Annotated in this window: 17 protein-coding genes; 6 read left to right on the forward strand and 11 right to left on the reverse strand. The window is 61.3% G+C overall.

What is annotated here, in order from left to right; genetic code table 11:
* Window positions 1-6 precede the first annotated feature (6 nt).
* The 3 genes from G5S37_RS03540 to G5S37_RS03550 all read right to left on the reverse strand — a co-directional run bounded on the left by G5S37_RS03540 (window position 7) and on the right by G5S37_RS03550 (window position 3,685).
* On the reverse strand, window positions 7-759 hold the full coding sequence (locus tag G5S37_RS03540) for a nuclear transport factor 2 family protein (RefSeq protein WP_165200907.1): 753 nt from the start codon (window positions 757-759) through the stop codon (window positions 7-9).
* Window positions 756-1,772 (reverse strand): Rieske 2Fe-2S domain-containing protein, encoded by a 1,017-nt coding sequence (locus G5S37_RS03545; RefSeq protein ID WP_165200909.1) that lies wholly within the window; start codon window positions 1,770-1,772, stop codon window positions 756-758. Before G5S37_RS03545 ends, G5S37_RS03540 begins: the two co-directional genes overlap by 4 nt.
* 146 nt (window positions 1,773-1,918) lie before the next feature.
* A complete protein-coding gene (locus tag G5S37_RS03550; protein ID WP_165200911.1) occupies window positions 1,919-3,685 on the reverse strand; it encodes a glycine--tRNA ligase in 1,767 nt (588 codons plus the stop codon).
* Window positions 3,686-3,888: 203 nt separating this feature from the next.
* Here G5S37_RS03550 and G5S37_RS03555 point away from each other — a divergent pair, with 203 nt between their 5' ends.
* Window positions 3,889-5,211 (forward strand): hypothetical protein, encoded by a 1,323-nt coding sequence (locus tag G5S37_RS03555; protein WP_165200913.1) that lies wholly within the window; start codon window positions 3,889-3,891, stop codon window positions 5,209-5,211.
* A 17-nt stretch (window positions 5,212-5,228) separates the two neighbouring features.
* Here G5S37_RS03555 and G5S37_RS03560 read toward each other — a convergent pair whose 3' ends face one another.
* The gene (locus tag G5S37_RS03560; protein ID WP_165200915.1) at window positions 5,229-5,792 is read right to left on the reverse strand and encodes a L,D-transpeptidase; all 564 of its coding nucleotides are present in this window, start codon (window positions 5,790-5,792) and stop codon (window positions 5,229-5,231) included.
* 78 nt (window positions 5,793-5,870) lie between these two features.
* On the opposite strand from G5S37_RS03560, the gene G5S37_RS03565 reads away from it, so the two are divergent.
* From G5S37_RS03565 to G5S37_RS03575, 3 genes are all read left to right on the forward strand, one after another.
* Window positions 5,871-6,743: a carbon-nitrogen hydrolase gene (locus G5S37_RS03565; protein ID WP_165200916.1), complete on the forward strand. Its 873-nt coding sequence runs from the start codon at window positions 5,871-5,873 to the stop codon at window positions 6,741-6,743.
* Window positions 6,744-7,285: 542 nt separating this feature from the next.
* Complete coding sequence (locus G5S37_RS03570; protein WP_165200918.1) at window positions 7,286-8,341, forward strand: agmatine deiminase family protein; 1,056 nt, start codon at window positions 7,286-7,288, stop codon at window positions 8,339-8,341.
* A 48-nt stretch (window positions 8,342-8,389) separates the two neighbouring features.
* Window positions 8,390-9,115 (forward strand): YebC/PmpR family DNA-binding transcriptional regulator, encoded by a 726-nt coding sequence (locus G5S37_RS03575; RefSeq protein WP_165200920.1) that lies wholly within the window; start codon window positions 8,390-8,392, stop codon window positions 9,113-9,115.
* 370 nt (window positions 9,116-9,485) lie between these two features.
* Here G5S37_RS03575 and G5S37_RS03580 read toward each other — a convergent pair whose 3' ends face one another.
* From G5S37_RS03580 to G5S37_RS03610, 7 genes are all read right to left on the reverse strand, one after another.
* Window positions 9,486-12,065 (reverse strand): protein kinase, encoded by a 2,580-nt coding sequence (locus G5S37_RS03580; RefSeq protein ID WP_165200922.1) that lies wholly within the window; start codon window positions 12,063-12,065, stop codon window positions 9,486-9,488.
* 296 nt (window positions 12,066-12,361) lie between these two features.
* Window positions 12,362-13,237, reverse strand: coding sequence for a peptidylprolyl isomerase (locus G5S37_RS03585; protein ID WP_165200924.1), 876 nt, complete (start codon window positions 13,235-13,237; stop codon window positions 12,362-12,364).
* 63 nt (window positions 13,238-13,300) lie between these two features.
* The gene (locus tag G5S37_RS32200; RefSeq protein ID WP_206026294.1) at window positions 13,301-13,678 is read right to left on the reverse strand and encodes a hypothetical protein; all 378 of its coding nucleotides are present in this window, start codon (window positions 13,676-13,678) and stop codon (window positions 13,301-13,303) included.
* Complete coding sequence (locus G5S37_RS03595; protein WP_165200926.1) at window positions 13,675-14,622, reverse strand: folate-binding protein YgfZ; 948 nt, start codon at window positions 14,620-14,622, stop codon at window positions 13,675-13,677. Before G5S37_RS03595 ends, G5S37_RS32200 begins: the two co-directional genes overlap by 4 nt.
* Before the next feature lie 18 nt (window positions 14,623-14,640).
* Complete coding sequence (locus G5S37_RS03600; protein WP_165200928.1) at window positions 14,641-15,663, reverse strand: NAD(P)-dependent oxidoreductase; 1,023 nt, start codon at window positions 15,661-15,663, stop codon at window positions 14,641-14,643.
* 51 nt (window positions 15,664-15,714) lie between these two features.
* Complete coding sequence (locus G5S37_RS03605) at window positions 15,715-16,707, reverse strand: peptidylprolyl isomerase (RefSeq protein ID WP_165200930.1); 993 nt, start codon at window positions 16,705-16,707, stop codon at window positions 15,715-15,717.
* 90 nt (window positions 16,708-16,797) lie between these two features.
* A complete protein-coding gene (locus tag G5S37_RS03610) occupies window positions 16,798-17,811 on the reverse strand; it encodes an ATP-dependent Clp protease proteolytic subunit (protein WP_165200932.1) in 1,014 nt (337 codons plus the stop codon).
* Window positions 17,812-17,978: 167 nt separating this feature from the next.
* On the opposite strand from G5S37_RS03610, the gene G5S37_RS03615 reads away from it, so the two are divergent.
* Both G5S37_RS03615 and G5S37_RS03620 read left to right on the forward strand, forming a co-directional pair.
* Complete coding sequence (locus tag G5S37_RS03615) at window positions 17,979-21,692, forward strand: PVC-type heme-binding CxxCH protein (RefSeq protein WP_165200934.1); 3,714 nt, start codon at window positions 17,979-17,981, stop codon at window positions 21,690-21,692.
* A gap of 162 nt (window positions 21,693-21,854) precedes the next feature.
* The gene (locus G5S37_RS03620; protein WP_165211320.1) at window positions 21,855-22,280 is read left to right on the forward strand and encodes a GxxExxY protein; all 426 of its coding nucleotides are present in this window, start codon (window positions 21,855-21,857) and stop codon (window positions 22,278-22,280) included.
* Window positions 22,281-22,284: the final 4 nt, after the last annotated feature.

The following is a 22,284-nucleotide window of genomic DNA, read 5'->3' on the forward strand; positions in this document are numbered from 1 at the left end:
CAAGTTTCAGCGACGACCGCCGGTCTTCCGGCCAATCATCATTCCCAGCAGGAGACCCACGACGGCGCAGCCCATGCCGACCATCATCATCGTCTTCTGCACGGCGGTGAGCACGGGGTTGTCGAACATGTTGGTGGAGTAGTGAATCGCGACCACGAGCCACTTGCCGTCCTCCTTGATCATGGTGGCCGTCCAGCGCGCATTGATGTCCAGGCGCTGGCCACCCTTCAGGGTGTACACATCCTGAGTGGAGCCGTGGCAGATGCCCATGCTGTCATTCAGATACAGGGCGGTGAGTTCATCGGCGATAAGCTTCACCGTCACGCTGTCGACCACACGATTGGGGCCGACCATCATCTTGTTGTAATACTCGCGGATGCCCTGGCGACCGCGGGCCACGTCGCCATTCATGGTGGTGAAGACGACCGAGGGATGCAGGAAGCTCACGAGGCTTTCCATGTCCTTGCGGTTCATGGCGTCCATGATGCCATCGCGCAGCACACGGAGCTGCTCATGGTTGGGATTTTCCGCGGCGAGTTTTTCGAGCGTAGGCTGTGCTGCAGCAGCTGGAGCCGCACCGGGTGCTGCTGGTGTAGCGGGCGCGGGAGCCGGGGTGGCTGCGGGGGGAGTGTCTACCACGGGTTGCGCGACAGACGGCGCAGGCGTGGGAGCTGGCGCTGGGGCGGCGGGTTGCTGGGCAGAGAGGCTGGTGATGCAGGCCAGCGTAAGCAGAGTGAGGAGGAGCTCGAGGCGGATCATAGCGGCTGCGGGGAGTGAGGTTGGGGGATGCTACCGGAGCCTTGGCGTGCGGCAAAGCTCAAATACTTGCAAAGATACGGATCTTCCTCCGGTGTCAGCCTCGGAGAAAAGCGCATCCGTTCCAAAATGCGGATATCCTTCTTCAGGAACGCGTGGAAAAGCCATCCGGCCACCTGCACGCGGAGCCGGGCCAGCAGGGGTGCGGACCCACGAGGCACGGCGTACACGGGTTTCACCACGGTGCCGCCCTCCACGGGGAGGAAGCTGAGCCACAGGAAGGTCTCCCGGCGCTGGGTGCGTGTCTTCACCGTGAGTACCGAGCCCTCCCAGCAGTGAATCGTCACATCGATGGAATTGCCGGACACCTTGCGCATGATGCGGTCCGCCAATTCGTCGCCGGTCACCTTGGAGACATAGCGAAACTCCAGGCGGTGCCCTTGGTCATCGATGGTCGGGGTGCCGTGCAGGGCGCGGGCGTGGACGGTCTGGAAATGATTGAGGTCAAAAGCGTTCGCCACCACGGCCTGCCAGGGACAGCGGAGGAAGACGGGCGTGCCCTGTTTGTACACGAGCGAGTCTGGTGAGACGCCGTCGAAGAAGGGGAAGGGCTGGGCGCTGGACTCGGAGCGCGGAGTGACCCAGATGGCACCGCAGGCTTCCCGCACGGCGTAGGAGTGGAGCGCGGGGCGTGGCTGCAGGAGCGCGGAGGCTCCGGGGCCAGCGCAGCCAGGGGAGGTGCCACTGCTGCCGCATTCGAAACGCCAGTGGTGCAGGGGACATTGCAGCGAGGACCCGTGCACGGAGCTGTGGGCCAGATGCGTGCCCATGTGCGGGCAGTGGGCTTGCACGGCGCGCACGACGTCGTCTTCTCCGCGAAACACCACGAGAGACAGGTCGGACAGGTCGAAGGTGGTGACCGCGCCACGCTTCAACTGACGCGACGGCGCGACGAGGAACCAGCCGTGCAGCGGCAGAGGCTCATGCCAGTCGAGTTCGGGGAAGGGGGGCGTCATCGCGGAGGTGCATGACCATCCGGAGATGCAATGGTGTCGTCAACCGTCTGAGGCGTAGAACGTCCAAGGGCAGCCGGCCAGAGGCCAGCGCTCCCAGGACCCATGTGCCCGAGCGAAGTGTAGGGGACTGTTCTTCGCAGTAGGACCTACCGCACGCGCTCGATCAGCCAGCCGAGGAGCTCGCTGATCTTGATGCGGTGCTGGGCGTTGCTGTCACGCTCGCGCACGGTGACGGTGTCCTTCAGTTCGTCACCTTTTTCGCCGAGGGTGTCGAAGTCGATGGTCACACCGAAAGGCGTGCCTGCCTCGTCCTGCCTGGCGTAGCGGCGACCGATGCTGGCTGTCTCATCGTAGAAACAGTTCATGTGCTTCTTGAGCAGATCGTAGACTTCGCGAGCCTTGCCCACGAGTTCAGGCTTGTTTTTCAGCAGCGGGAACACACCCACCTTGATGGGGGCGATGCGGGGATGCAGGCGCATCACGGTGATGACTTCCTTCTTCCCCTTTTCATCGACCTTCTCGGTCTCCAAGAAAGCATTCGCCAGCACGGCAAGCGCGAGGCGGTCGAGACCGGCGGAGGGTTCGATGACGTGGGGCACATAGAAGCCCTTGAAGAGGCGGTCGAACCACGTGCGCACTTCTGCTTCGGTGAGTGGTGTGCCCTTGGTCTTGGCCTGCTCGGCGGCGATGCGCTTCTGGATGAGAGCTTCCTTCTGCTCGTCGGTCAGCTTGGCAGCGGCGGCTTTCAGTTCATCATCGAAGTATTCCTGCGGCTTGCCACTGTGCTTCTGGTGCTGGCTGAGGTCGAATTCACCACGAGCGGCAACGCCTTCCAGTTCATCCGTGCCGAACGGGAACTTGAAGAGGATGTCCGTGCAGGCACGCGCGTAGTGCGCGAGGTCGTCCGCCGACTGCGTGTAGTAGTCGAGCACATCGGTGCCGAGACCGATGGAATTGTAATACTCGGTGCGCTGGGCGACCCAATAGCGGTGCCACAGGTCCCAGCCCCAGTTCGGCTGCGGCTCGGAGAGGTCGGCGCCTTCAGTCCAAGGCTGTGCAGGAGCGCCGGTGAGGATTTCAATCGCTTCGTCCGGCTTGATGAAGAACTCGAGTTCCATCTGCTCGAACTCACGCGAGCGGAAGGTGAAGTTCTTCGGGGTCACTTCGTTGCGGAAGGCCTTTCCGATCTGGCAGATGCCGAAGGGCACCTTCACGCGGGAGCTGTCCACCACGTTCCTGAACTGCGCGAAGATGGCCTGTGCGGTTTCGGGACGAAGATAGGCGACATCCGCGTCCGTGGCGGTCGGACCCACGAAGGTGCGGAACATCAAGTTGAAGGGGCGCGGCTCGGTGAGCTGCGCGCCGTTCTCGGGGTTGAAGGCACGGGTGTTCTCCACCTTCTCGCCGGTCTCTCCGCCGGTCGGTTCCGGGGACTTCACACCGCGCTGCTCGTAAAAGAGCTTCGCGATTTTCAGCGCGGACTCACGCGGCTTGCCCTGGGGGGCGAGCACGGCAAAGGGGACATCGCTCTTCGTGTCCTCAGCACCGGTCGCGCCGGTGAAGCGATACACCATGCCGCTCTGGAGATCGACGTGGTCGGAGCGGAAGCGCTTCTTGGTCAGAAGGCAGTCGCTCATCGGGTCGCTGAAGGTATCCACGTGACCGCTCGCCTTCCAGATGTTGGGGTGCATGATGATGGTGGCGTCGAGGCCGACCACATCTTCACGTTCACGGGTCATGGCGCGCCACCAGGTATCGCGCAGATTGCGCTTGAGTTCCGAACCCAGGGGGCCGTAGTCCCAGAAGCCCGCGATACCGCCGTAGATCTCGCTCGACTGGTAGATGAAGCCGCGGCGCTTGCAGAGGCTCACGAGCTTTTCCATGGAGGCGGTATCTTTCTTGTCTTCGGGCATGGCAGGGGTGGGGTAAAGAGGGCAGGCAACCAAGGCCTTTCGGCCCCCCTGCGCAAGCGGAAAGAGGGGATACGGCGCAGCCCCTCGGGCAGGCCGCAAAGACGTCACATTTGCCGCGAACAGTGGGCCGGCATCGACGTAGTGAACGCACGATGATGTGTTTGTGGTTCCTTCTGGCGGGTCTGTTCCTGGTTTCGTGCCCTTTGCCCGCACAGGAAGGCACCGCCCAGTGGCATTTCAAGCCGAAGGACCATGCCCTCGGAGACGTGCACCCCTTCTTTCATGAGGGCCGTTGTCATCTTTACTACCTGAAGCCGGGGAAATATGAGGCCGCCCTCGCCATCTCCACCTCGAGCGACTGGCTGCAGTGGTCCGAGGTCCCCCTCACCCATGGCGAGGTGAAGCCGGAGGATTGGATGCGGCCCTACTTCGTGCTGGGTGTGTTTCGTGGTCCCGAGCCCGGCGTGTTCCGCAGTTTCTACGGTCACGCGGAGGGGCGAATGGTCAGCTCCACCAGCAACGACCTGCGGCATTGGGATTGCGCGCCCCGGGACTTCAGCGTTCCCCCGGCGGGCTACTACCAGCGCCGGCGTGATCCCTTCGTCTTCTGGATTCCGGAAATGAAGCAGTGGGGATGCGTGATGACCACCTGGATAAAGGACCGGCCCAAGGAGACTGCGGGAGCCGTGAGCCTGGCGACCTCGCCGGATCTGAAGGTGTGGAAGGACCACGGACCCATCCTGGATCCGGGCAACATCGGCGAGCCGGAGGTCCCGCAGATGTTCCGCCTCGGTGGGCGTTGGATTCTGCTGACCAGCATCTATGACCGCGCCGTGGGACCGCCGGTGTACTGGTGCAGTGAGTCACCCTTGGGTCCGTGGAAATCAAAGCCCGAGGGCCAACTCGATGGCAAAGACTTGTGCGCCGCGCAGATTGACTTTGATGGCGAAATGCCGGTGCTGTTTGGCTGGATTCCCCTCAAACCATCGAAGCCGGGAAAGCAGCATTGGGGCGGTCATCTTGCCCTGCCACGAGAAGTGCACGTGCTGCCCGATGGTCGCTTGGGCACGAGGCTACCAGCCAATGTCGCGGAAACCTTCAAGAAGCTGCCGTGGGTTGAGAAGCCGGATTTCACGATGGGTAAGCAGGCCCATACCATCGAAGAGAACTGGCAGCGGCTTGCCGTGGAATTCGCTGTCACCCTGCCTGAGGGAGGTGATGAAATACGGATGAACATCGCTCCGCTCGGCAAGGTCCTCTTGAAGCGCGATCAGATCCGCATTCTGGATCCTGCCGGCGAATGCTGGAGCGAGTTGCCAGTGGAATTGCCAGCAGCGAAGCCTGTTCAAGTGAAGCTCTTCGTGGAGCAGGGCATGGTTGAGTGTTTCGTCCACGGAGCGTATTCCCTGGCTGCACGAGTTCCTGCGCAGCCAGGGACGTTGGGCTTGTCGTTTGAAGCCGACAACTCCCGCGCGCAGGTCACGAAGCTGCGGGTGAGTGAGTGGGAGCTATCACGAGATCCCTGAGAAGGAAGATGGCAGAGTTACCTGGGCAGGGCATTCACCGGCGGCAGCGGCCCGGGGAGAATGTCCACACGGGCGCCTTTGCCCACCACGTCGTACAGCCAGATCACATCCCGTGAAGCCATGCGGACGCAACCGTAGCTGGCAGGGGTGCCGAGGGTGCGTTCCTCCGCCGTGCCGTGGATGTAGATGTAGCGGTCGTAGGCGCGGGCGTTTTGCGGCTCCATGCCCTTCAACCACAGGATGCGGCTCACAATCGGGTCGCGGCCCGGGGCATTTACCGGGACGATCTCACCGGTGAACCGGCGGTCCTTCAGCTTGGCGCCGGGAGGCAGGCCATCACCGACTTTCTTCGCGATCTTGAAGCGGCCCAGCGGGGTGAAGTTGGAGCCGGGATAGTCCCCAAGGCCGAACTTGGACGTGCTCACGGGAAACACGGCAATGGGTTTTCCCTCGCTAAAAACGGCGATGCGCTGCTGGGCCACGCTCACCACCATGCGGTGCTTCGTGTCCGCGCACTGGGTCAGGAGCAGCGCAGCGAGGAGGCCGGTGAAAAGGACAAGCGGGCGGCAGGGGACTTTCATCGCGCGCATTATGCCTATGAAACAGAAGTTCTCCAGCCTTCCATTTGCATCGTACCACATTGGGTCCATCCATAATTCATGAGCAGCATCATCAATCTTGGCCTCATCCAGACGCATGCCACCGAGGACAAGGCGGACAACCTCCGCCGGCACATCGCCTTGATCCGCGAAGCCGCGAAGCGCGGCGCGCACGTGGTGTGTCTGCAGGAACTCTTCCTCACGCCCTACTTCTGCAAGCGTGAGGAGACCGCGCTCTTTGATCTCGCGGATCCCATTCCCGGTGACACCACGAAGCAGTTGGGCGATCTCGCGCGTGAACTCGGCGTGGTGATCATCGCCTCCATGTTTGAGAAGCGTGCCATCGGCCTGTATCACAACACCGCCGCCATCATCGATGCAGATGGAGAGTACATGGGCAAGTTCCGCAAGATGCACATCCCCGAGGATCCCGGATTCAATGAGAAGTTCTACTTCACGCCCGGCGACCTGGGTTACAAGGTGTGGGACACGAAGCGTGGCCGCCTCGGCGTGCTCGTGTGCTGGGACCAGTGGTACCCGGAAGCGGCCCGCCTCACCGCCATGAGCGGTGCGCAGATTCTTTTTTATCCTACCGCCATCGGCTGGCTGAAGAGCGAGAAGGCCGAGCTTGGCAAGGCCCAGCACACCGCCTGGGAAACCGTGCAGCGCGGTCATGCCGTGGCGAACGGATGCTACGTCGCCGCCGTGAACCGCGTGGGCGTGGAGGAGGAGACCGAGTTCTGGGGCCAGTCGTTTGTGGCGAATCCCTATGGTGAGATTGTCGCCAAGGCGTCACCCAGTGATGAGGAGATTCTCATGGTGCCCTGTGACATCAAGGCCATGGAGGACTTCCGCCGCATCTGGCCTTTCTTCCGCGATCGCCGCATCGATTCGTACAGCGACCTCACGAAGCGGTGGCGGGATGATGGGTGAGTGGTGCCGTTGAAGTGTCTTCTAGCGTGCTACCATCTTGGCTCACCTAGTAGAAGGATAACTACCCGACAGATCCGGACGTTGTGACGCGCAGCGTCCCTGGACTGCGTGCAGCCCTGCTGCCGCTTTCCAGAGTCCACAGCCTGCTGTGGCGATGGCGACACTCGCTTATAGCGTGACGCGTTCAGAAAAGCTTGGCGACTTCGTCGCGGTGGAACGTGCAGCAGGCTGCACTTGAGGAAAGCGGCAGCAGGGCTGCACGCAGTCCAGGGCCTTCGGCACTACTTTCACATCCCTTGCCTCACGCTTACCTGCAGAGGACGAGAGGGCGAGAACCTTCAGAAATAGACAAGCAAGACGGATGAAGTTCAAGCCATGAACCCATCCCAGCGATCACGCACATTCCCAATGTCAATGTTCGCCTGCATTTCACGACGCGATTTTGAAACGAGAATCTGATTGAGTCCATCTCGTTTCTGCGGAACGAAATGGGTGCGTCTTTTCGCACTCAAAACGTCCCCTCGTCTCCTCAGTAATTCTTCATGAGCAAAGCCTCCCCCAGTCCTCACTACATGCCTGCCGAATGGTCTCCTCAAGAGGCCGTGTGGCTTTCCTGGCCGTGTAATCCCGATAGCGCTCCGCGCACGCACGAAGTGCTGCAGGACAAGTTCGGTGAAATCGCAGCAGACATCTCGCGCTTTGAAAAGGTGCGCATCAATGCACCCGCCATCGCGCACCACAGCATCCGCCTGCACATCGCGGATCACGAGGGGGACTTGAGCATGGTGGAACTGTTCGACCATCCCACGAATGATGTGTGGTGCCGCGACCACGGCCCCATCTTCGTGAAGGACCGTGCGTCGGGTGCGCTCACCATCACCGACTGGGGATTCAACGCCTGGGGTGGCAAGTTCCCGCCATTCGACCTGGACAACCAGGTGCCTGCACGCGTTGCGGAAGCGTTCAAATTGCCCCGTGTTGCATCGGACATGATTCTCGAAGGCGGCTCCATCGAAGTGAACGGCGCCGGCGTGCTCATCACCACCGAAGCGGTCCTGCTGAACAAGAACCGTAATCCGGACTGGTCGAAGAAGCAGATCGAAGACGAGATTAAAAAGAACCTCGGCGTGTCCTCCATCTTCTGGCTGGGCAGCGGCATCGAGGGCGATGACACGGACGGTCACATCGATGACATCACGCGCTTCATCCGCGAAGACGCCGTGCTGACCGTGGTGGAAAAGCGCGACTCGGATCCGAACTACAAGATTCTGGAAGAGAATCGCGAGCGCCTGCAGGACCTCCGCACGGAGGACGGCAGCCGCGTGGAAGTGCTCACCATCGAAATGCCCGAGCCGCTGCGCCCGAAGAAGAACTGGCGCCTGGACCGCCTGCCGGCGAGCTATGCGAACTTCCTCATCATCAACGGAGCCGTGCTGGTGCCGATTTTTGGCCAGAAGCGCAATGATAACAAGGCCCTGGGCATCATCCGCGACTGCTTCCCCGGCCGCGAGGTGATCGGCATCCTGGCGAGTGATCTTGTATTCGAAGGCGGGGCGATCCATTGTATCTCCCAGCAGCAGCCGACCGCCAAGGCGTGAGGCGGCTGCCCGAGCTCCGAATCCAGAACCAAAGACAGACGATTCTCCATGGGTGCACAATGGAAACAGAAATGGCGTGAACTGGCGGCAGACCAGAAGGGCAAGATTGTCGGCAAGCTGACGCGTGAAATCCAGGTGGCCACCAAGTTGGGTGGCCCCAACCCGGAGTTCAATGCGCGCCTCGCGGCCGCCATCGCCGTGGCCAAGAAGCAGAGTGTCACGCGCGACACCATTGAGCGTGCCATCGCCAAGGGCTCCGGTACCGGGGCGGACGCGGTGCAGTACCACACGGTCGTTTACGAAGGTTTCACCCCGCATCGTGTGCCGGTGATTGTCGAGTGCCTGACGGACAACAACAACCGCACCTCGACGGAAATCAAAATGCTCTTCAAGGCGGGTAACCTGGGCACCCCGGGTTCAGTCGGTTGGATGTTTGAGCATTGCGGACTGGTGGAGGCGCACCATCCCGATACCTCCACGGACATTGAAACCGCCGCGCTCGAAGCGGACGCGGACAATGTGGAGCCGCTGGAACTGGATGACGAGGAGCTGTCCCATCACATCGGTGCACGCTTCTTCTGCCCGACCACGAAGCTCGATGCGGTGACCAAGGCGCTGAAGAGCGCCGGCTGGATCGTGACGACTTCAGAGCTGCACTACCATCCCAAGGAGTGCCCGCCACTCACGGATGCCCAGCGCGAGGAAGTGACCAATTTCCTGCAATCGCTCGATGGCCACGCGGATGTGCACCGCGTGTATGCGGCGATTGCGTAAGGTTTAGAGCGCGTTGTGGCTCGCTGCGGGGACGTTTCCGGTTAACCGCAAAGGGGCAGAGAGGCAAAAGGACGCAGAGGAGCGAAGGGGGAGGGCTGTTGGGATGGTGAGCGCGCATGGGCGTGCTCACGTCTCGTAGCGGAGGCGGCAGAGACGCGCAGGTTTGTGCTCATGCCGGAAGATGGATGCGACGTCGGAAGGGAGCGCGGGCTTTCCAGCCCGCTTGGTGAGCCCGTTTTTGGTTGGGCACGTCCGTTCGTGAATGGTACGAGGCGGCCTGGAAAGGCCGCGCTCCTTACTGCCGCTTTGCGTTTCTAGGTCGCCCCGGTGAACTCACCGAAGCGACCTTGGAAGAGACGCGCAGGTCAAACTAACTCCCTGTCTTCGTGAGCACCATCTTGTCTACGCGCATGAGCTGGTCTCCCGGAGCGATTTGCTTGGGGCGGATCCAGAGGCGGTAGTGGCCGGGAACGGGAATGCGTGCCCTGCCGAGGGAGATGTTCTTCGGTTGGGGTGAGATTTCCACCTGGCGGGGGAAGAGCTTGCTGCCGAAGCTGACCGTGTACAGGCCTGGCTTGGTGCCGGGGTAGGCCTGGCTGATCTGCACTTCGTATTCACCCGGCTGTTCCACTTTCACAAGCCAGCTCACCTGGTCGGCGAGGCCGAACCAGTTGGTGATGGCGCCGTCCTGTACCTTGAGCGGTCCGGGGGTGAGCACTGCCTTCTCCACGGGGAGCACGGTGGCACTTCCAGTGATCGGTACTTCGTTTTCCAGAAGGGCAGTGATCTTTTTCACAGCAGCTTCTGCCTGTTGCTTGCTGCGGGGTTCCGTGGTGGCCACCTGCTGGAGGTAGTCACGAGCTTCAGGCGAGGCCACGCGCTCCAAGGCGCTCAGGATGGCGCTGAGTTCGCGACTGTCCTTCGTATTGCTGCGGGCGGTGATGAGCGCCTGTGCAATTTCTTCCTGCGGAGTCTCACCCGAAAGCGCGGCGAGGGTGCCGAGGCTGTTGATGGCATTCGTGCGGATGTAGGGATCCTTCGCATTGGGAATGAATTCCTTGAGCGCGGGGATGGGTTCCGCATTCGGCCAGTCTGCCAGGGAGATGGCCGCCGAGTTGCGAATCTGGGGATTGGTGTTCTCCAGCGCGGTTGTGACGTCCTTGAGGGAGTCCCGGCCTCCGAGCCTGCTCAGCACCCGGATGTAGGTGGCGCGCACATCGTCGTCACCGGTATTACTGCGGAAGGCCTGCAGGATGGGGCTGCTGGCGTTGTCTGCATTTGGCTCCTGGGCTGCTGCGTAGACCAGGGCGTTCTCAGCTGCTTTGAGCTCATTGGAATCCCCGCCTTTCAGGTTGGTCAGCATGTCAGGCACATGGATGGGAGCAGCGATGCGCGACAGGGCCTGCCAGATGGCGATGCGGGCCTCGCGGTCCTGCACTTTGGGGAGCTGGCGAATCAATGGTTCCGCCGCTTCTGTCACCCCACGGGCCGCAATCGCCAGGGCCAGGTTCTTGCGTGCGAGGTCAGACTTGGCTGACGACACGTGGCGGGAGATGAGCGTATTGATCGTGTCGCTGCCTTCCAGTTTCTTGAGGGCTTCACCGGCCTGGGGGCTGGTGCCGGGTTCCTCCAGGAATTTGAGAAGGAGATTCACGTCACTGACGGATCCCTGTGGCTTTTCCATGGCCACCAGGGCATCGAAGCGACTTTGCTCGCGGGCGGTGGAGATGAAGTTGAAAGCAAGGAAGCCGACCACGAGGACGGCGACGCCGATCGGGGTCCAGAGAGTGAGCCACTTCGGCAGCGGCTCCTTGTGCCGCAGATGCTCCGGAGCCATGGCCGCGGCGATGTTCACCGGGCGAATCAACGGCCGTGGAGCTGGCCGCGCACCTACCGCACCGGAAGGAGTGCGAGCGACCGGTCGCGTGGGGCGCGGCGCGACGGGACGCAGGGGACCCGAAGCGGTGCCGCTGCCTGGTCGAACGTACCGGGGAACGGACTGGGACGAAGTATGCGACTGGCCGCCATCTTCCTCCGGCAGGGCTTCGGCAATGTATTCTTCGTCCTCCTGCACAGCCATGGCCACGGTGCCATCGTCGGTGAAGGGCTGATCCGCCGGCATGTTGGGCACCTGTCCGGCCTGGAACCATTCGAAGGCCTGGCTGGCAAGAACGGGACGCTCATTGGGATCGCGCATCATCAGCCACTCCACCCAGGCGGTGAGTGCCCGCGGCAGATCCGGCCGGATCTGGTCCAGTGGCACGCGACTGTGGTAAAGGTGGCTGGCCATCACTTCCGGAGCGGTCTCTCCCTGGAAGGGGTACTGCTGGGTGAGGGCGAAGTAATAGACGCAACCCAGCGAATACAGGTCCGTGCGGGCGTCCACGGGCGAGCGCTCAAACTGCTCGGGCGCCATGAAATAGATGCTGCCCAGAATCGAGCCATCCGCATCCACCTCCTGAATGTGGGGCTGGTGCGCGATCTTCGCGAGACCGAAGTCCAGGATCTTGATCTGGAATTTGCCGCTCGGCAGCCAGATGACCATGAAGTTCTGCGGCTTGATATCCAGGTGAATCAGGCCGGTGGCATGAGCGGCGATCATGCCTTCCAGGGATTGGGCGACGAGTTCCCGGAAGTCACCTTCATTGAGCGCGCCACGCTGGATGATGTCCTCAAGAGTTTCCCCCTTGAGCAACTCCATCACGATGTAGGCGCCTTCCACATCCTTGCCCACGTCGAAGACGGTGACGATGTGGGGATGCTGCAGTGTGGAAATCGTGCGAGCCTCCTCAAACAATTGATCCGCCTGACGGTCCGCCTCCTCCGGGGTGTCTGCTCGCACCCGTTTCAGGGCGACTTCACGGCGAAGGTTTCTGTCGTACGCCTTGTAGACGCTGCCGAGGCCACCTTCGGCAATTTTTCCAAGGACTTCGTAGCGATTTTGGCTCATGCGATGTGATGATGGAAAAGGTCAGATGCCTGCGTGCACGCAGCCCCACGGTGAGTGCGCGGAACCTGTGGGAGCAAGTTGGCTTCGCGCGGTGAGGCGTGCATGACTCTCATGATGTGGAGGGCGATAGCTTCAGGCAATCAAAAAAAGCAAGCAGCGGATGGAGGCGTTCACCATGTACTTACCGGAACCTTTCAATCTCTCTGGAAAAACCGTCACGATGCGTGGAATGAAAAAGGGCGCCCCGAGAGGCGCCCTTTTACTGGACTAAAGAGCTAGAGAGATGCGCCTGGAGATTACCACACGCGGTAAATGAACTTCTCAAGGCCGTTCATGCCGGCTTCGCTCTTGATGATGCTCTTCTTTCCTTTGCTGTTCAGGCTGACCAGCGGTCCCTTCTGCTCCGTGATTTTCAGGCTCTTGATCTCCACACGCTCCAGCGGAGTGTCATTGGAATCAGTCGCCACCCGGGAGAGTTTCTTCAGGGCATCGAGGCCGGAAAACACCTGACCGAACACGGTGTACTGGCCGTTCAGAGCGGACATGTTGCCAAGCACGAAGTAGAACTGGGTGCCATCGCTCTGGCGCTTGGGGTTCAGCTTATCACCGCGACGGGCCATGGCCACGGCACCGGTGACGTGGGGAAGCTTGAATTCGCCCGGAATGGTGTACTCCTGGCTGAGGCCCCAGTTGTCGCGAGCCTCATTGTCCTTGCTCACGGGGTCGCCGGTCTGAACGAGATAGTCATCCACGGCGCGGTGGAAGGCCATGCCGGGGTAGATGCCCTTTTCCACGTTGCTCACAAAGTTCTGGACCGTCTGCGGAGCGTCCTTGCCGAGAAGCTCGAACATGATCTGGTGTTCCTCACCACCGAATTCCACGACCATCACGGCCACGGTATGGACTTCATTGAGCTGCTCCTTGGTGGGCTTGGCTGCGGCGGCAGCGTCCTTCTTGGTGGCGCTTACGGGCTTGGAGGAGCTGGTGCTCTTCTTGGTGGCGCCTACCGATGTGGGACCCACCGCGTCGGAGGCTCCGGAGACGGTGCTCCTCGGGGAGCCCGTGTCGGTTTTCGGCGTGGGAGCGGACTGGGACTGGGCCTGGCTTTGGGCTTGGAGTGAGACCGCTGTAAACAGAGCGGCGAGGGTCAGGCAGCAACGGGACAACTTCATGATTGATGGCGTGTTGAGTCGCAAATTCAGGCAGGCAGGCGGAGAGGCGCACCCGAGGGTGAACTAGCGCAAGGTGTCTGGAATGGGAGGTGCAGGCGTGGTCGGAGGAGCGGGGACTTCGGGAGCAGGAGTCGGCGAGGGGATGGGCTCAGGAGCGGGCTCCTGCAGAGCAGGGGCGGGCGCTGCGGCGGGAGTGGAATCCGGCGCGCCGGTAGAGCGCGACGACGACTCATTCATGAAGTCGCTCGGCATGGCGGGGCGGTAGCGTGGCTTCACCTGGCGCCTCTGCATGCCCCACTGCTCGTGGAGACGATCCATGTCGTCCACGGAGGGATTGCGAATGACTTCACCGCTGCTCGCGGTTTCGAATCCAGTGCACGAGGAAAGCAAGCCAATGGCGGTGATGCCAAAAGCGGCGAGCAAAAGATTTTTCCAGTTCATGTAGGGGAAATGTCAACCTTGGCAAAGATTCTAGGCGGTTCTTCGCTGCCAAGCAATAGCGAATCCCCCGCCTCCAATCCGGCACGCACATACGCAAGGCCCACGAGGCGGTCAAGCACGGGATGGCGGGCGATGCTGGTGACATTGCCGACAGCCTTGGGCGGCTCCTGGGTACCGTCAAAAAGGGTCCAGAGCTCCGGCGCCGGGGCGTCCACGGGGACGTCGCCGAGCTGGAAGGTCACCAGGCGGCGGGGCATCTTGCCCGTGAGCTTGATACGGGAGAGGATTTCTTGGCCAATGTAGCACCCCTTGGTGAAGCTCATGGCCCGGCCCTCCAGCCCGGCCTCTTGAGGGAAGGCCTCATTACTGATCTCGTTCGGCCAGCGGGGCACCGCCTTCAGGATGCGGAGGGTTTCCCACTCTTCTGCGGACACTGCGGGGACGTCTGCCGGGAAGGTGGGAGCGGTGTCGGAGGTGGATGGCAGCCACACATCCACGCCCGGTACTCCCAAACGGGTGGCATCGAGGCGCGCGGAGCCTTCGGGAAGCTGCAACTTTTTCGCCACTTCCACAGCGGGACCAAAGAAGTGCCAGAGGCTCCAGTCTTCGGTTACGTCGCGGAATTCCACATCATCTGCTACGATGTAGCGCTCCAGCCGTGCGGCCAGGTGTTCCCGCAGCCCCTCCTCGGCGTCGAGGAAGAGGAGGTCTTGTGCGCCATTTTCTCCGGAGCCGTGGATGAAGACATCCCCCTCGATGCGGCCCTTGGCATTGGTGACGCAGGCGTAGATGGCGGCCTGGCCAGAGGCGTTCCGCACTTCGTTGGTGACCTGCCCATTGAGGTACCTCACCCGGTCCGTGCCGGAGAGGGTGAATTTGGCACGGGAAGAGAGGTCTGCGACTCCGCCCTGGGTTTCAAGGCGCTGGTACTGTTCCGGAGTCATGAGGGAAGATGCTGTCGGCTAGTCCCCATTCGCGCCGGTTTTCTTGGGCTCTTCCACCTCGACGTCGCCTTCACCGTCGTCGCCCTCCGTATCGAAGGTGGAGGCTTTGAGGGTGATGCGGGTCTGTTTCTTCACGGCCACAGGCCTGGACTCCGGCCGGGTCGAACTGTCCGACGAGAGGGTCGAAGTCTGCAGATTCTCGAAGATTACCGAGTAGTCCTGCTCACCTCTGCCTGCGCGCTCCGCCTGCTCCATGGCGGCGACAGTGGCGGCGAGAGCCGGGGCGAGGATACTCTTGTCCTTCGCCAGCTCCTGGGCGTAGCGACCGTCCTTCAGCATGTTTTTCAGCGAGAAATGGGGCTCGTATGCACCGGCGATCATGGCCGGGAGCTTCATGGTGACCAGAGGCGAACAGTTGGCATTATTCTGAAACGCCTCGAGCAGTTGTGAGCCCTCGATGCCTTGCGCCTGGGTGATGGCGAGGGCCTCGGCCAAGGCCTGGACGATGTTTGCGCTGACGAGATTGGTGGCGATCTTCAAGACCGTGGCATCGCCCACCTTCATGCCGAAGTTCAGGATCTTCTTGGAGCTGGCTTCCAGGAAGGGTTTGGCCTTTTCCTGTTCGCGTTCGTTGCCCGAGAGGTAGTACACCAGCTCGCCCTTTTCCGCGGCTGCCTTGCTCCCCGTGAAAGGAGCATCAACGAAGCCGGCGCCAATGTCGTCTGCGAGGGCAAAAGCCTGGCGCATGGCCAGCGGGCTTGCCGTGGTGTGCGCGCAGATGACATGCGTCTTTTTTAAGGCGGGCTGCATGTCTTTCAGCACTTCCACCAGCGCCTCGCCATCTCGCACAAAAATCTGGATGTACTGCGCAACCTCCGCCACTTCGGCAGGGGAGGAGAGGAAATTCGGCTCCGCACGCGAGGTGCGGTTCCACACAAACACATCATGCCGTGCCCGGCGAAGACACTCCGCCACACGGCTCCCGATGATGCCGAGGCCAATCACGCCCACGGTCAGACTCTTGCTGCCACTGCCAGACATAAGGACAAACTACGCGCTCCCTCGCGACGCGCAAAGGGAGATGGGCCTCATTTATTTCGCCACGCCATCCCACGGCGCTGGATCGAGGCCCTTCGCAAAATCGGGCTCCTCCTGAATCGTGGCGGCAGCACGCAGTTCGTTGCGCAAGCGGTCGACGGCGGTGATGCGCCACTGGTTCTGCAGCATGGCCACGACTTCCTCCTTCACCTCGGCGAACTCGGGGAGACGGGAGGCCTTTTTCTCCTGCACGAGGGCGATGTGCCAGCCGAGCCGCGTGCGGAAGACGGGACTGGGCTTTCCCACAGGTTGGCTGAAGATGGCGGTGGCAAAATCCTCCGGAACCCTCTCCCGGGAGAACCAGCCAAGATCGCCGCCGATTTTCTTGCTGCGGTCATCCTCGGAGAATTTCGCGGCGAGCTGGGGAAAGGTGGCGGTGCCTGCGGCGAGTTGCTGCCGTATTAGGTCCATCTCCGCCGTGCGGTCGGGCTTTTCTGCGTCGTGCGCGGTCAGGAAGATGTGAGAGGCACGAATGCGCTCCGGGAGGCGCAGGGATTCGCGGTTCTTGGCGAACCATTCCTGGGCGGCACTTTCGCCGAGTTGTCCGGCGCTGGCGGCGCGCTGGCTCTTTAGCCACGATTCGATGGCGCGTGTCTGGGCGAGGTCCGCCGTGATTTTCTCGCGAAGCTGGGGCTCGGTCAGGCCCTGCAGTTCCATGCGCTGCTTCCAGTGGTCAGGCGGCTCGAATTGCCGGATGAACTGCTGAAAGGCCGCCTCCGCATCGGGTGGCGGGATGACGGCGGCATGCGGTGCCTTCGTTGCGAAGTCGGAGATGAGCCGCTTTTCGATGAGCGCATCGATCGCTTCACGCCGCAGGTTCTCCTTCGTCGGTTCGTCCTGCGATTCCCAGGGCAGGCTGCGTCTCCACAACAGATCGCGCAGTTCGCGAGCCACCTCCTCGCGGGAAATGGTGATGTTGTTGACGGTGAGTTTTGCCTCGGGTGGCGGCGCGGCGGGCTTGCAACTTGCGAGAAGCGCCGCCCCCATGAGGAGGACCACTGCCCACGCACGAGAAGCGGACCGCGCCTCAGGCCCGGATGCGCCGTTCCCAAGCCGTGGCCCTCCGCCCATGTCGCTTTAGCGGATGTGGAAGCGCTTGGTGACCATCTTGCCGGCCAGAAGCTTGATGCGATTCCACGCGCTCTGGTCATTGAGGGGCACCCAGCGGCGCTCTTCCTTGCGGTAGTGCCAGTCCTTGTCGTTCTGGTAATTGAACGCAGCGCCGCGACCTTCGATGATGTTGAGGATCTCGTGGTCGTGGTAGTTGAGCTCGTCGTAGTCCGTGATGGCCTGCTGGCCCATTTCTGAGTAGAGCTCGTTCAGGTCGATGAGCAGGTCGTTCAGGTCGGCGTCCAGCTCCTTCACCTTCAGTCCCACGCGCTGGGCCTCCTTCAGCATGATCGGATAACCATGGCTGGGGTAGGCGGAGTTCAGGTGCTTGCTGATGCGTTCGCGTTCCTTCGGATCCTTGAGATGGTAGCTCAGGATTTCCTCACAGATCTTGATGGAGAGGGAACTCGCACGGTCGATCGCGCCGAAGACGAGCGGATGCACGTGCTCGTACAGGTTCTTGTAGGGATTGCTGTCCGTCGTCTGGTCGGAGGCGGATTCGCGCCAGAGGCGGAGCACACGATTCAGTTCGTCCTGGCTCACGGAGACGGCATAGTTATTACGGTCCACCGGAGAAAGCGCGTGCGTGAGTGAGGTATCCACCGCGGTCAGGTAAGCCAGCGGTCCCATGTGGATCTCATCCGCGCCGAGGGCCATCATGGTGGCAGCGCTGGCGCACTCCAGCGGGACGAGCGCCGTGATGCGGTCTGTGTGTCGGCGCAGCAGGTTCACAATACGCAGGGCTGCCTGGCCATTGCCGCCGTTGGATTTGATGAAGAGATACAGCTTCTTCTGCGGCCCGATTTCCTTGAGCACTTCGAAGAAGGCGGCCACGTCGTTGTGACACACGCTGCCGTTGCCGCTGCTCCAGTAGGCGATGAACGCGCCGTCGAGCTTCTTCTCGATCTTGGTGATGATCTTCTGCGTTTGCGCAAAGAGGATCGGCGGCTTGTTGATTTTGACAGCTGGCTTCTTCTGCATGGGGGGCAAAGCATGGAGGAAAGCGGCCCGTTGTGCAAGAACTTCACCGTGAGAGTAGGCGCGGTCGGGCGTGATGTCCGATTTCTTACAAAGATTGTCCGCCAGTTGCCGGGCTGTTTCCCGTAGCATTTTGTAGCTTCCATCCGGTCCCAACCCTCTCGCACGTCATGACCTGCTTTCGCTGGCTGTCCTCTTCTATTTTCACACTCAAGCTTCGTTCCGTAATCGCCCTCGGGCTGGGACTTGTCCCGCTCTATTCGATTTCCGCCGCGCCCAAGGAACTGGAGGGCGTCCGTGCTCCCGCCCAGACCGAATGTCCGAGTCCGGAGGAGGCGCGCAAGAAGATGACCGTGCCGGATGGGTATGAGGTGCGTTGCTTTGCGCACGAACCTATGGTGCAGAATCCTGTGGCGATGACGTGGGATCACCGCGGCCGCCTCTGGGTGGTGGAGCTCTATGAGTATCCGGAAGGCACACCGCTTCCCGTGGACAAGCGACCCTTCGGCCAGCCCGCCAATGACAGCAACTACCACCCCGTGCCGGACATCTGCAAAGGCGAGCAGAAGGAGGCAGATGGCAAGATTCCCCGCGACCGTGTGCTCATCCTGGAAGACACGGACAACGACGGCGTGGCGGACAAGCGCACGGTTTTCCTGCAGGGGCTGGACATGGCCTGCGGCATCATCTGCGGTGATGGTGGCGTGTACATCGGCCAGCAGCCACACCTGCTCCATTTCAAGGACACCGATGGTGATGACAAGCCGGACGAATGGCGCGTGGTGCTCACAGGGTTCGGTCGCGAGGATACGCATGAATTGATCAACAGCTTCTCCTGGGGCCCGGACGGCTGGCTCTACATGACACACGGTGTTTTCACGAACTCGAAAGTGCGCCGTCCCGGCGAGCCCGCGGAGAAGGGCTTCAAGTTCGATGCCGGCATCGGTCGCTGCAAACCGCTTACGGGTGAGTTCGAGGTCTTCGCCGATGGCACCAGCAATCCGTGGGGTTGTGACTTCGATCCACGAGGGAACTTCTTCGTGAGCGCCTGTGTGATTGATCACCTCTTCCACATGGCACCGGGTGGCATCTATGTGCGGCAGGGTGGCGCACCGGAGAATCCGTATGCGTATGAGCTGCTACCGAGCATCGTGAAGCACAAGCACTTCCGTGCGGCCTATGCCGGTATCCAGATCTATCAGGGTGGGGTATACCCGAAGGACACGCATGGGCACTTGTTCATCGGGAACATCCATGACAATGCGATCCATGAGGAAGTAGTGACCCCGGTGGGCGCCTCCTTCAAAGCAGAGCCCGTGCGCGACTTCCTCCGCGCCAATGACGGCTGGTTCCGCCCCGTGAGCACGCAGACCGGACCGGATGGCAACCTGTGGATCATGGACTGGTGCGACAAGTATCCTTGCTACCAGAATGCCAAGGCAAACCCGGAAGGGGTGGACCGCGCACGTGGTCGTGTGTGGCGCGTGGTGACGAAGGGGGCCAAGCCGGAGACGCGCGAAAAGCAGGACATGGATCTCCAGAAGCTCGGGACGGCGGACCTGGTGAAGCTATTGGAACATTCCAATAGCTGGATGCGTCGCCTCGCCCGGCGCATGCTCGCTGAGCGCAAGGATGAGCAGGCCAAGGGGGCACTGGTGACCATGGCGAAATCATCGGACGCACGTCTGCGATTTGATGCCCTGTGCACGCTGCATCAGTGCGGACTGCTGGATGCTGCACTGCTGGATGAGACGGTGAAGGATGCTGACGCCAGCATCCGCGCGTGGGTCGCTCGACTGAGCGGCGAGCGATTCCGCCTCGCCAGCCAGCATGTGGCCGCCGTGGCGGATGGCGATGTGCTCAAGAGTACCAAGGCGGAGCATAAGGCCTTCGAAGGCATGCTGCCCGACATGGATCGTGTGGAACTGCTCGGAAAGGATCCTGACATGGCGGTGCGCTTCGCCGTGACCGTGGCTTTGCGCATGGCGGCATCTGGCGCCCTCACGGCGAACCGTCCCAATGCTCACGACGGAGCGCACTGGAGGCCTCTGGTCCGGCCTTGGAATCGACTGGGTGACGTGCTTGAGACCAGTGCGAACAGCTCAGACGGCCTCCTGAAGCATGGCATCTGGATGGTTCTTGAGCGTGGGCTGGCAGAAGATTCGGAAGAGGCCATGGACGGTATCTTCAGCCTTGCAAAGAGCACCCAGCCGCTGAGTCACGTGCTTGCCTACAAAGCGATGCGGCGGCTCTGCGATACCCGCGATGCGGAGCAACTCGATGTCGCGGTCAAGTTCTGCGAATCCATCCAAAGTGAGGCCGTCCTCCTGGCACACGCCTTGGATGGTCTCGTGAAAGGGCAGGAATCGGGGGTCATCAAACCCAAGAAGGACATTACCAAACAACTCGCCGTGTGGCGAAAGAACGATAACGCGGATGTGCGCAAACAGGCCGAGCAGCTTGCGGTGCTGTGGGGTGATGTGGAAGCCACCAACGCGCTCATCGCCTCTGCCGTGAATGAGGCAACGCCGACGCCGGAGCGTTTGCAGGCCATCAAGACGCTGCGTCGCGTGAAGACGGATGCGGTGCGTGCCGGGTTGGCCAAGTTGTTGGGTGAAAAGCTCCCTGCCGCTGTGAGCGTGGAAGGCATTCGTGCGGCGGCGGACCTGGGTGGCGATATGTTCCCTCCCGTGCTGGTTTCGCTGGCGGCGTCCAAGGACTTCTCCGTCCGTCTTGCCGCGCTGGAGGCGCTCTCGGGGCGTGTCGATTGGGCGAAACTGATGCTCACCGCGGTTGAAGAGAAGAAGGTCAGCAGTGCTGAGTTCCCCGTTCCCGTGCGTCGTGCGCTGGCCACGAATGGTGACAAGGCGGTGCGTGACCAGGCCTTCCGTGTGCTCGGTGCCTGGAAGGAATCATCCGCGGATGTGAAAACCTTGATTGCTGACAAGAAGAAAATGGCGCTCGAAGGCACACCGGATCTGGAGCAGGGCAAGCTCATGTTCCAGGCCACCTGTGCCATCTGCCATCCCTTCCACGGGGGTGGCCAGAAGGTGGGGCCAGATCTCATCGGCAGCGGTCGCAGCAATCTGGATGCGATCCTCGCCAACGTGATCGATCCCAATCAGATCATCGGCAACGGCTATGAGAACATGATTGCCACCACAAAGGATGGCCGCACCCTCGCTGGCCGTCTGGTGGAAGACACGCCGGCTCACATCAAGCTCCTCGCTGCCGGTGGTGCCGAGCAAATCGTGCCGCGTGATCAGCTGGTGAAGCTGGAGAACACCCACCAGAGCCTCATGCCTGCGGGTTTCGGTCAGTTGCCGGATGAGCAGTTCCGCAATCTCATCTGGTACGTGCTCGCTCCGCCGGAAGAAGGTCCGCTCACGAAGGAAAAGAAGGAGATGCTGAGCAAGGGCGTGGAAGGTGGCGAAGCTGCGAAGAAGCCCGTTGCGTCGTGGTATAAGCCGGACTGGGAAAGCGTGTCCTTGTGGAATCCCCAGTGGAAGGTCAGTGCTCCTGATTTCGAACGCACGCCTGTGAAACTCTCCGATTTCCACGGCCGCAAGAATGTGCTGCTCATGCATCCCTTCGCCAAGGACAAGCCCACGGTGCTGGAGCGGACGATGAAGCTGGAGGCCGGCAAGCCACATGCGCTGACGGCCACCGTCGCGGCACATGATCAAGGCGACTGGGAACTGCGCGTGAAGGTGAACGGCAAGGAAGTGAAGAAGCAGGTCATCGATCACGACGGCGAACGCTGGAAGACCGTGACGGCGGACTTGAGCGAATTCGCCGGCCAGGAAGTCACGATCCAACTCGAAGGCGCCGCCACCGGCTGGGCCTGGGAATTCGGCTACTGGGCTGAGGTGCGGGTGGAGTAAGTCGAAAGGTTAAACGCAAAGCAGCGAAGCAGCAAAGAGCTACGGATTGAGGGGCTGCAGCTCGCAGTCACGGTTCTCTGAATTTCTTTGCTGCTTTCGCTGCTTTGCGTTTTCTCCCAAATGAGTTGTCCGATTCCGTGGGATATCGTAAACGGCCACGCCATGGAGGAACTGAGTGATCATGAGAACCGTGTGTCGAGGGCAGTGCTGGATGCTGCCTTCGCCGTACACAACCATTTGGGGCCGGGTCTCCTTGAAAGTGTATATGAGATTTGCCTGATGCACGAGTTGCAGAAGGCAGGACACCAAGTTCGGAGGCAGATTGCTGTTCCGGTGATTTACGACCGCGTCAAGATGGAGGCTGGCTTCCGACTGGACCTGCTGGTGGATGAAGCGGTCATTGTGGAGTGCAAAGCGGTTGAGGAACTGCATCCGATCACAGCCTCACAGGTGTTCACCTATCTCAAATTAACCGGAAAGCGGCTGGGTCTGGTCATCAATTTTAATGTCAAATTGCTTCAGAAAGGCATCAAGCGCGTGATTTGCACTGCCAATTCTCAAGCCCGAGCCCCGATCCCACCCGCATAAATCC

The organism is Roseimicrobium sp. ORNL1, assembly GCF_011044495.1.
GTDB lineage: Bacteria > Verrucomicrobiota > Verrucomicrobiia > Verrucomicrobiales > Verrucomicrobiaceae > Roseimicrobium.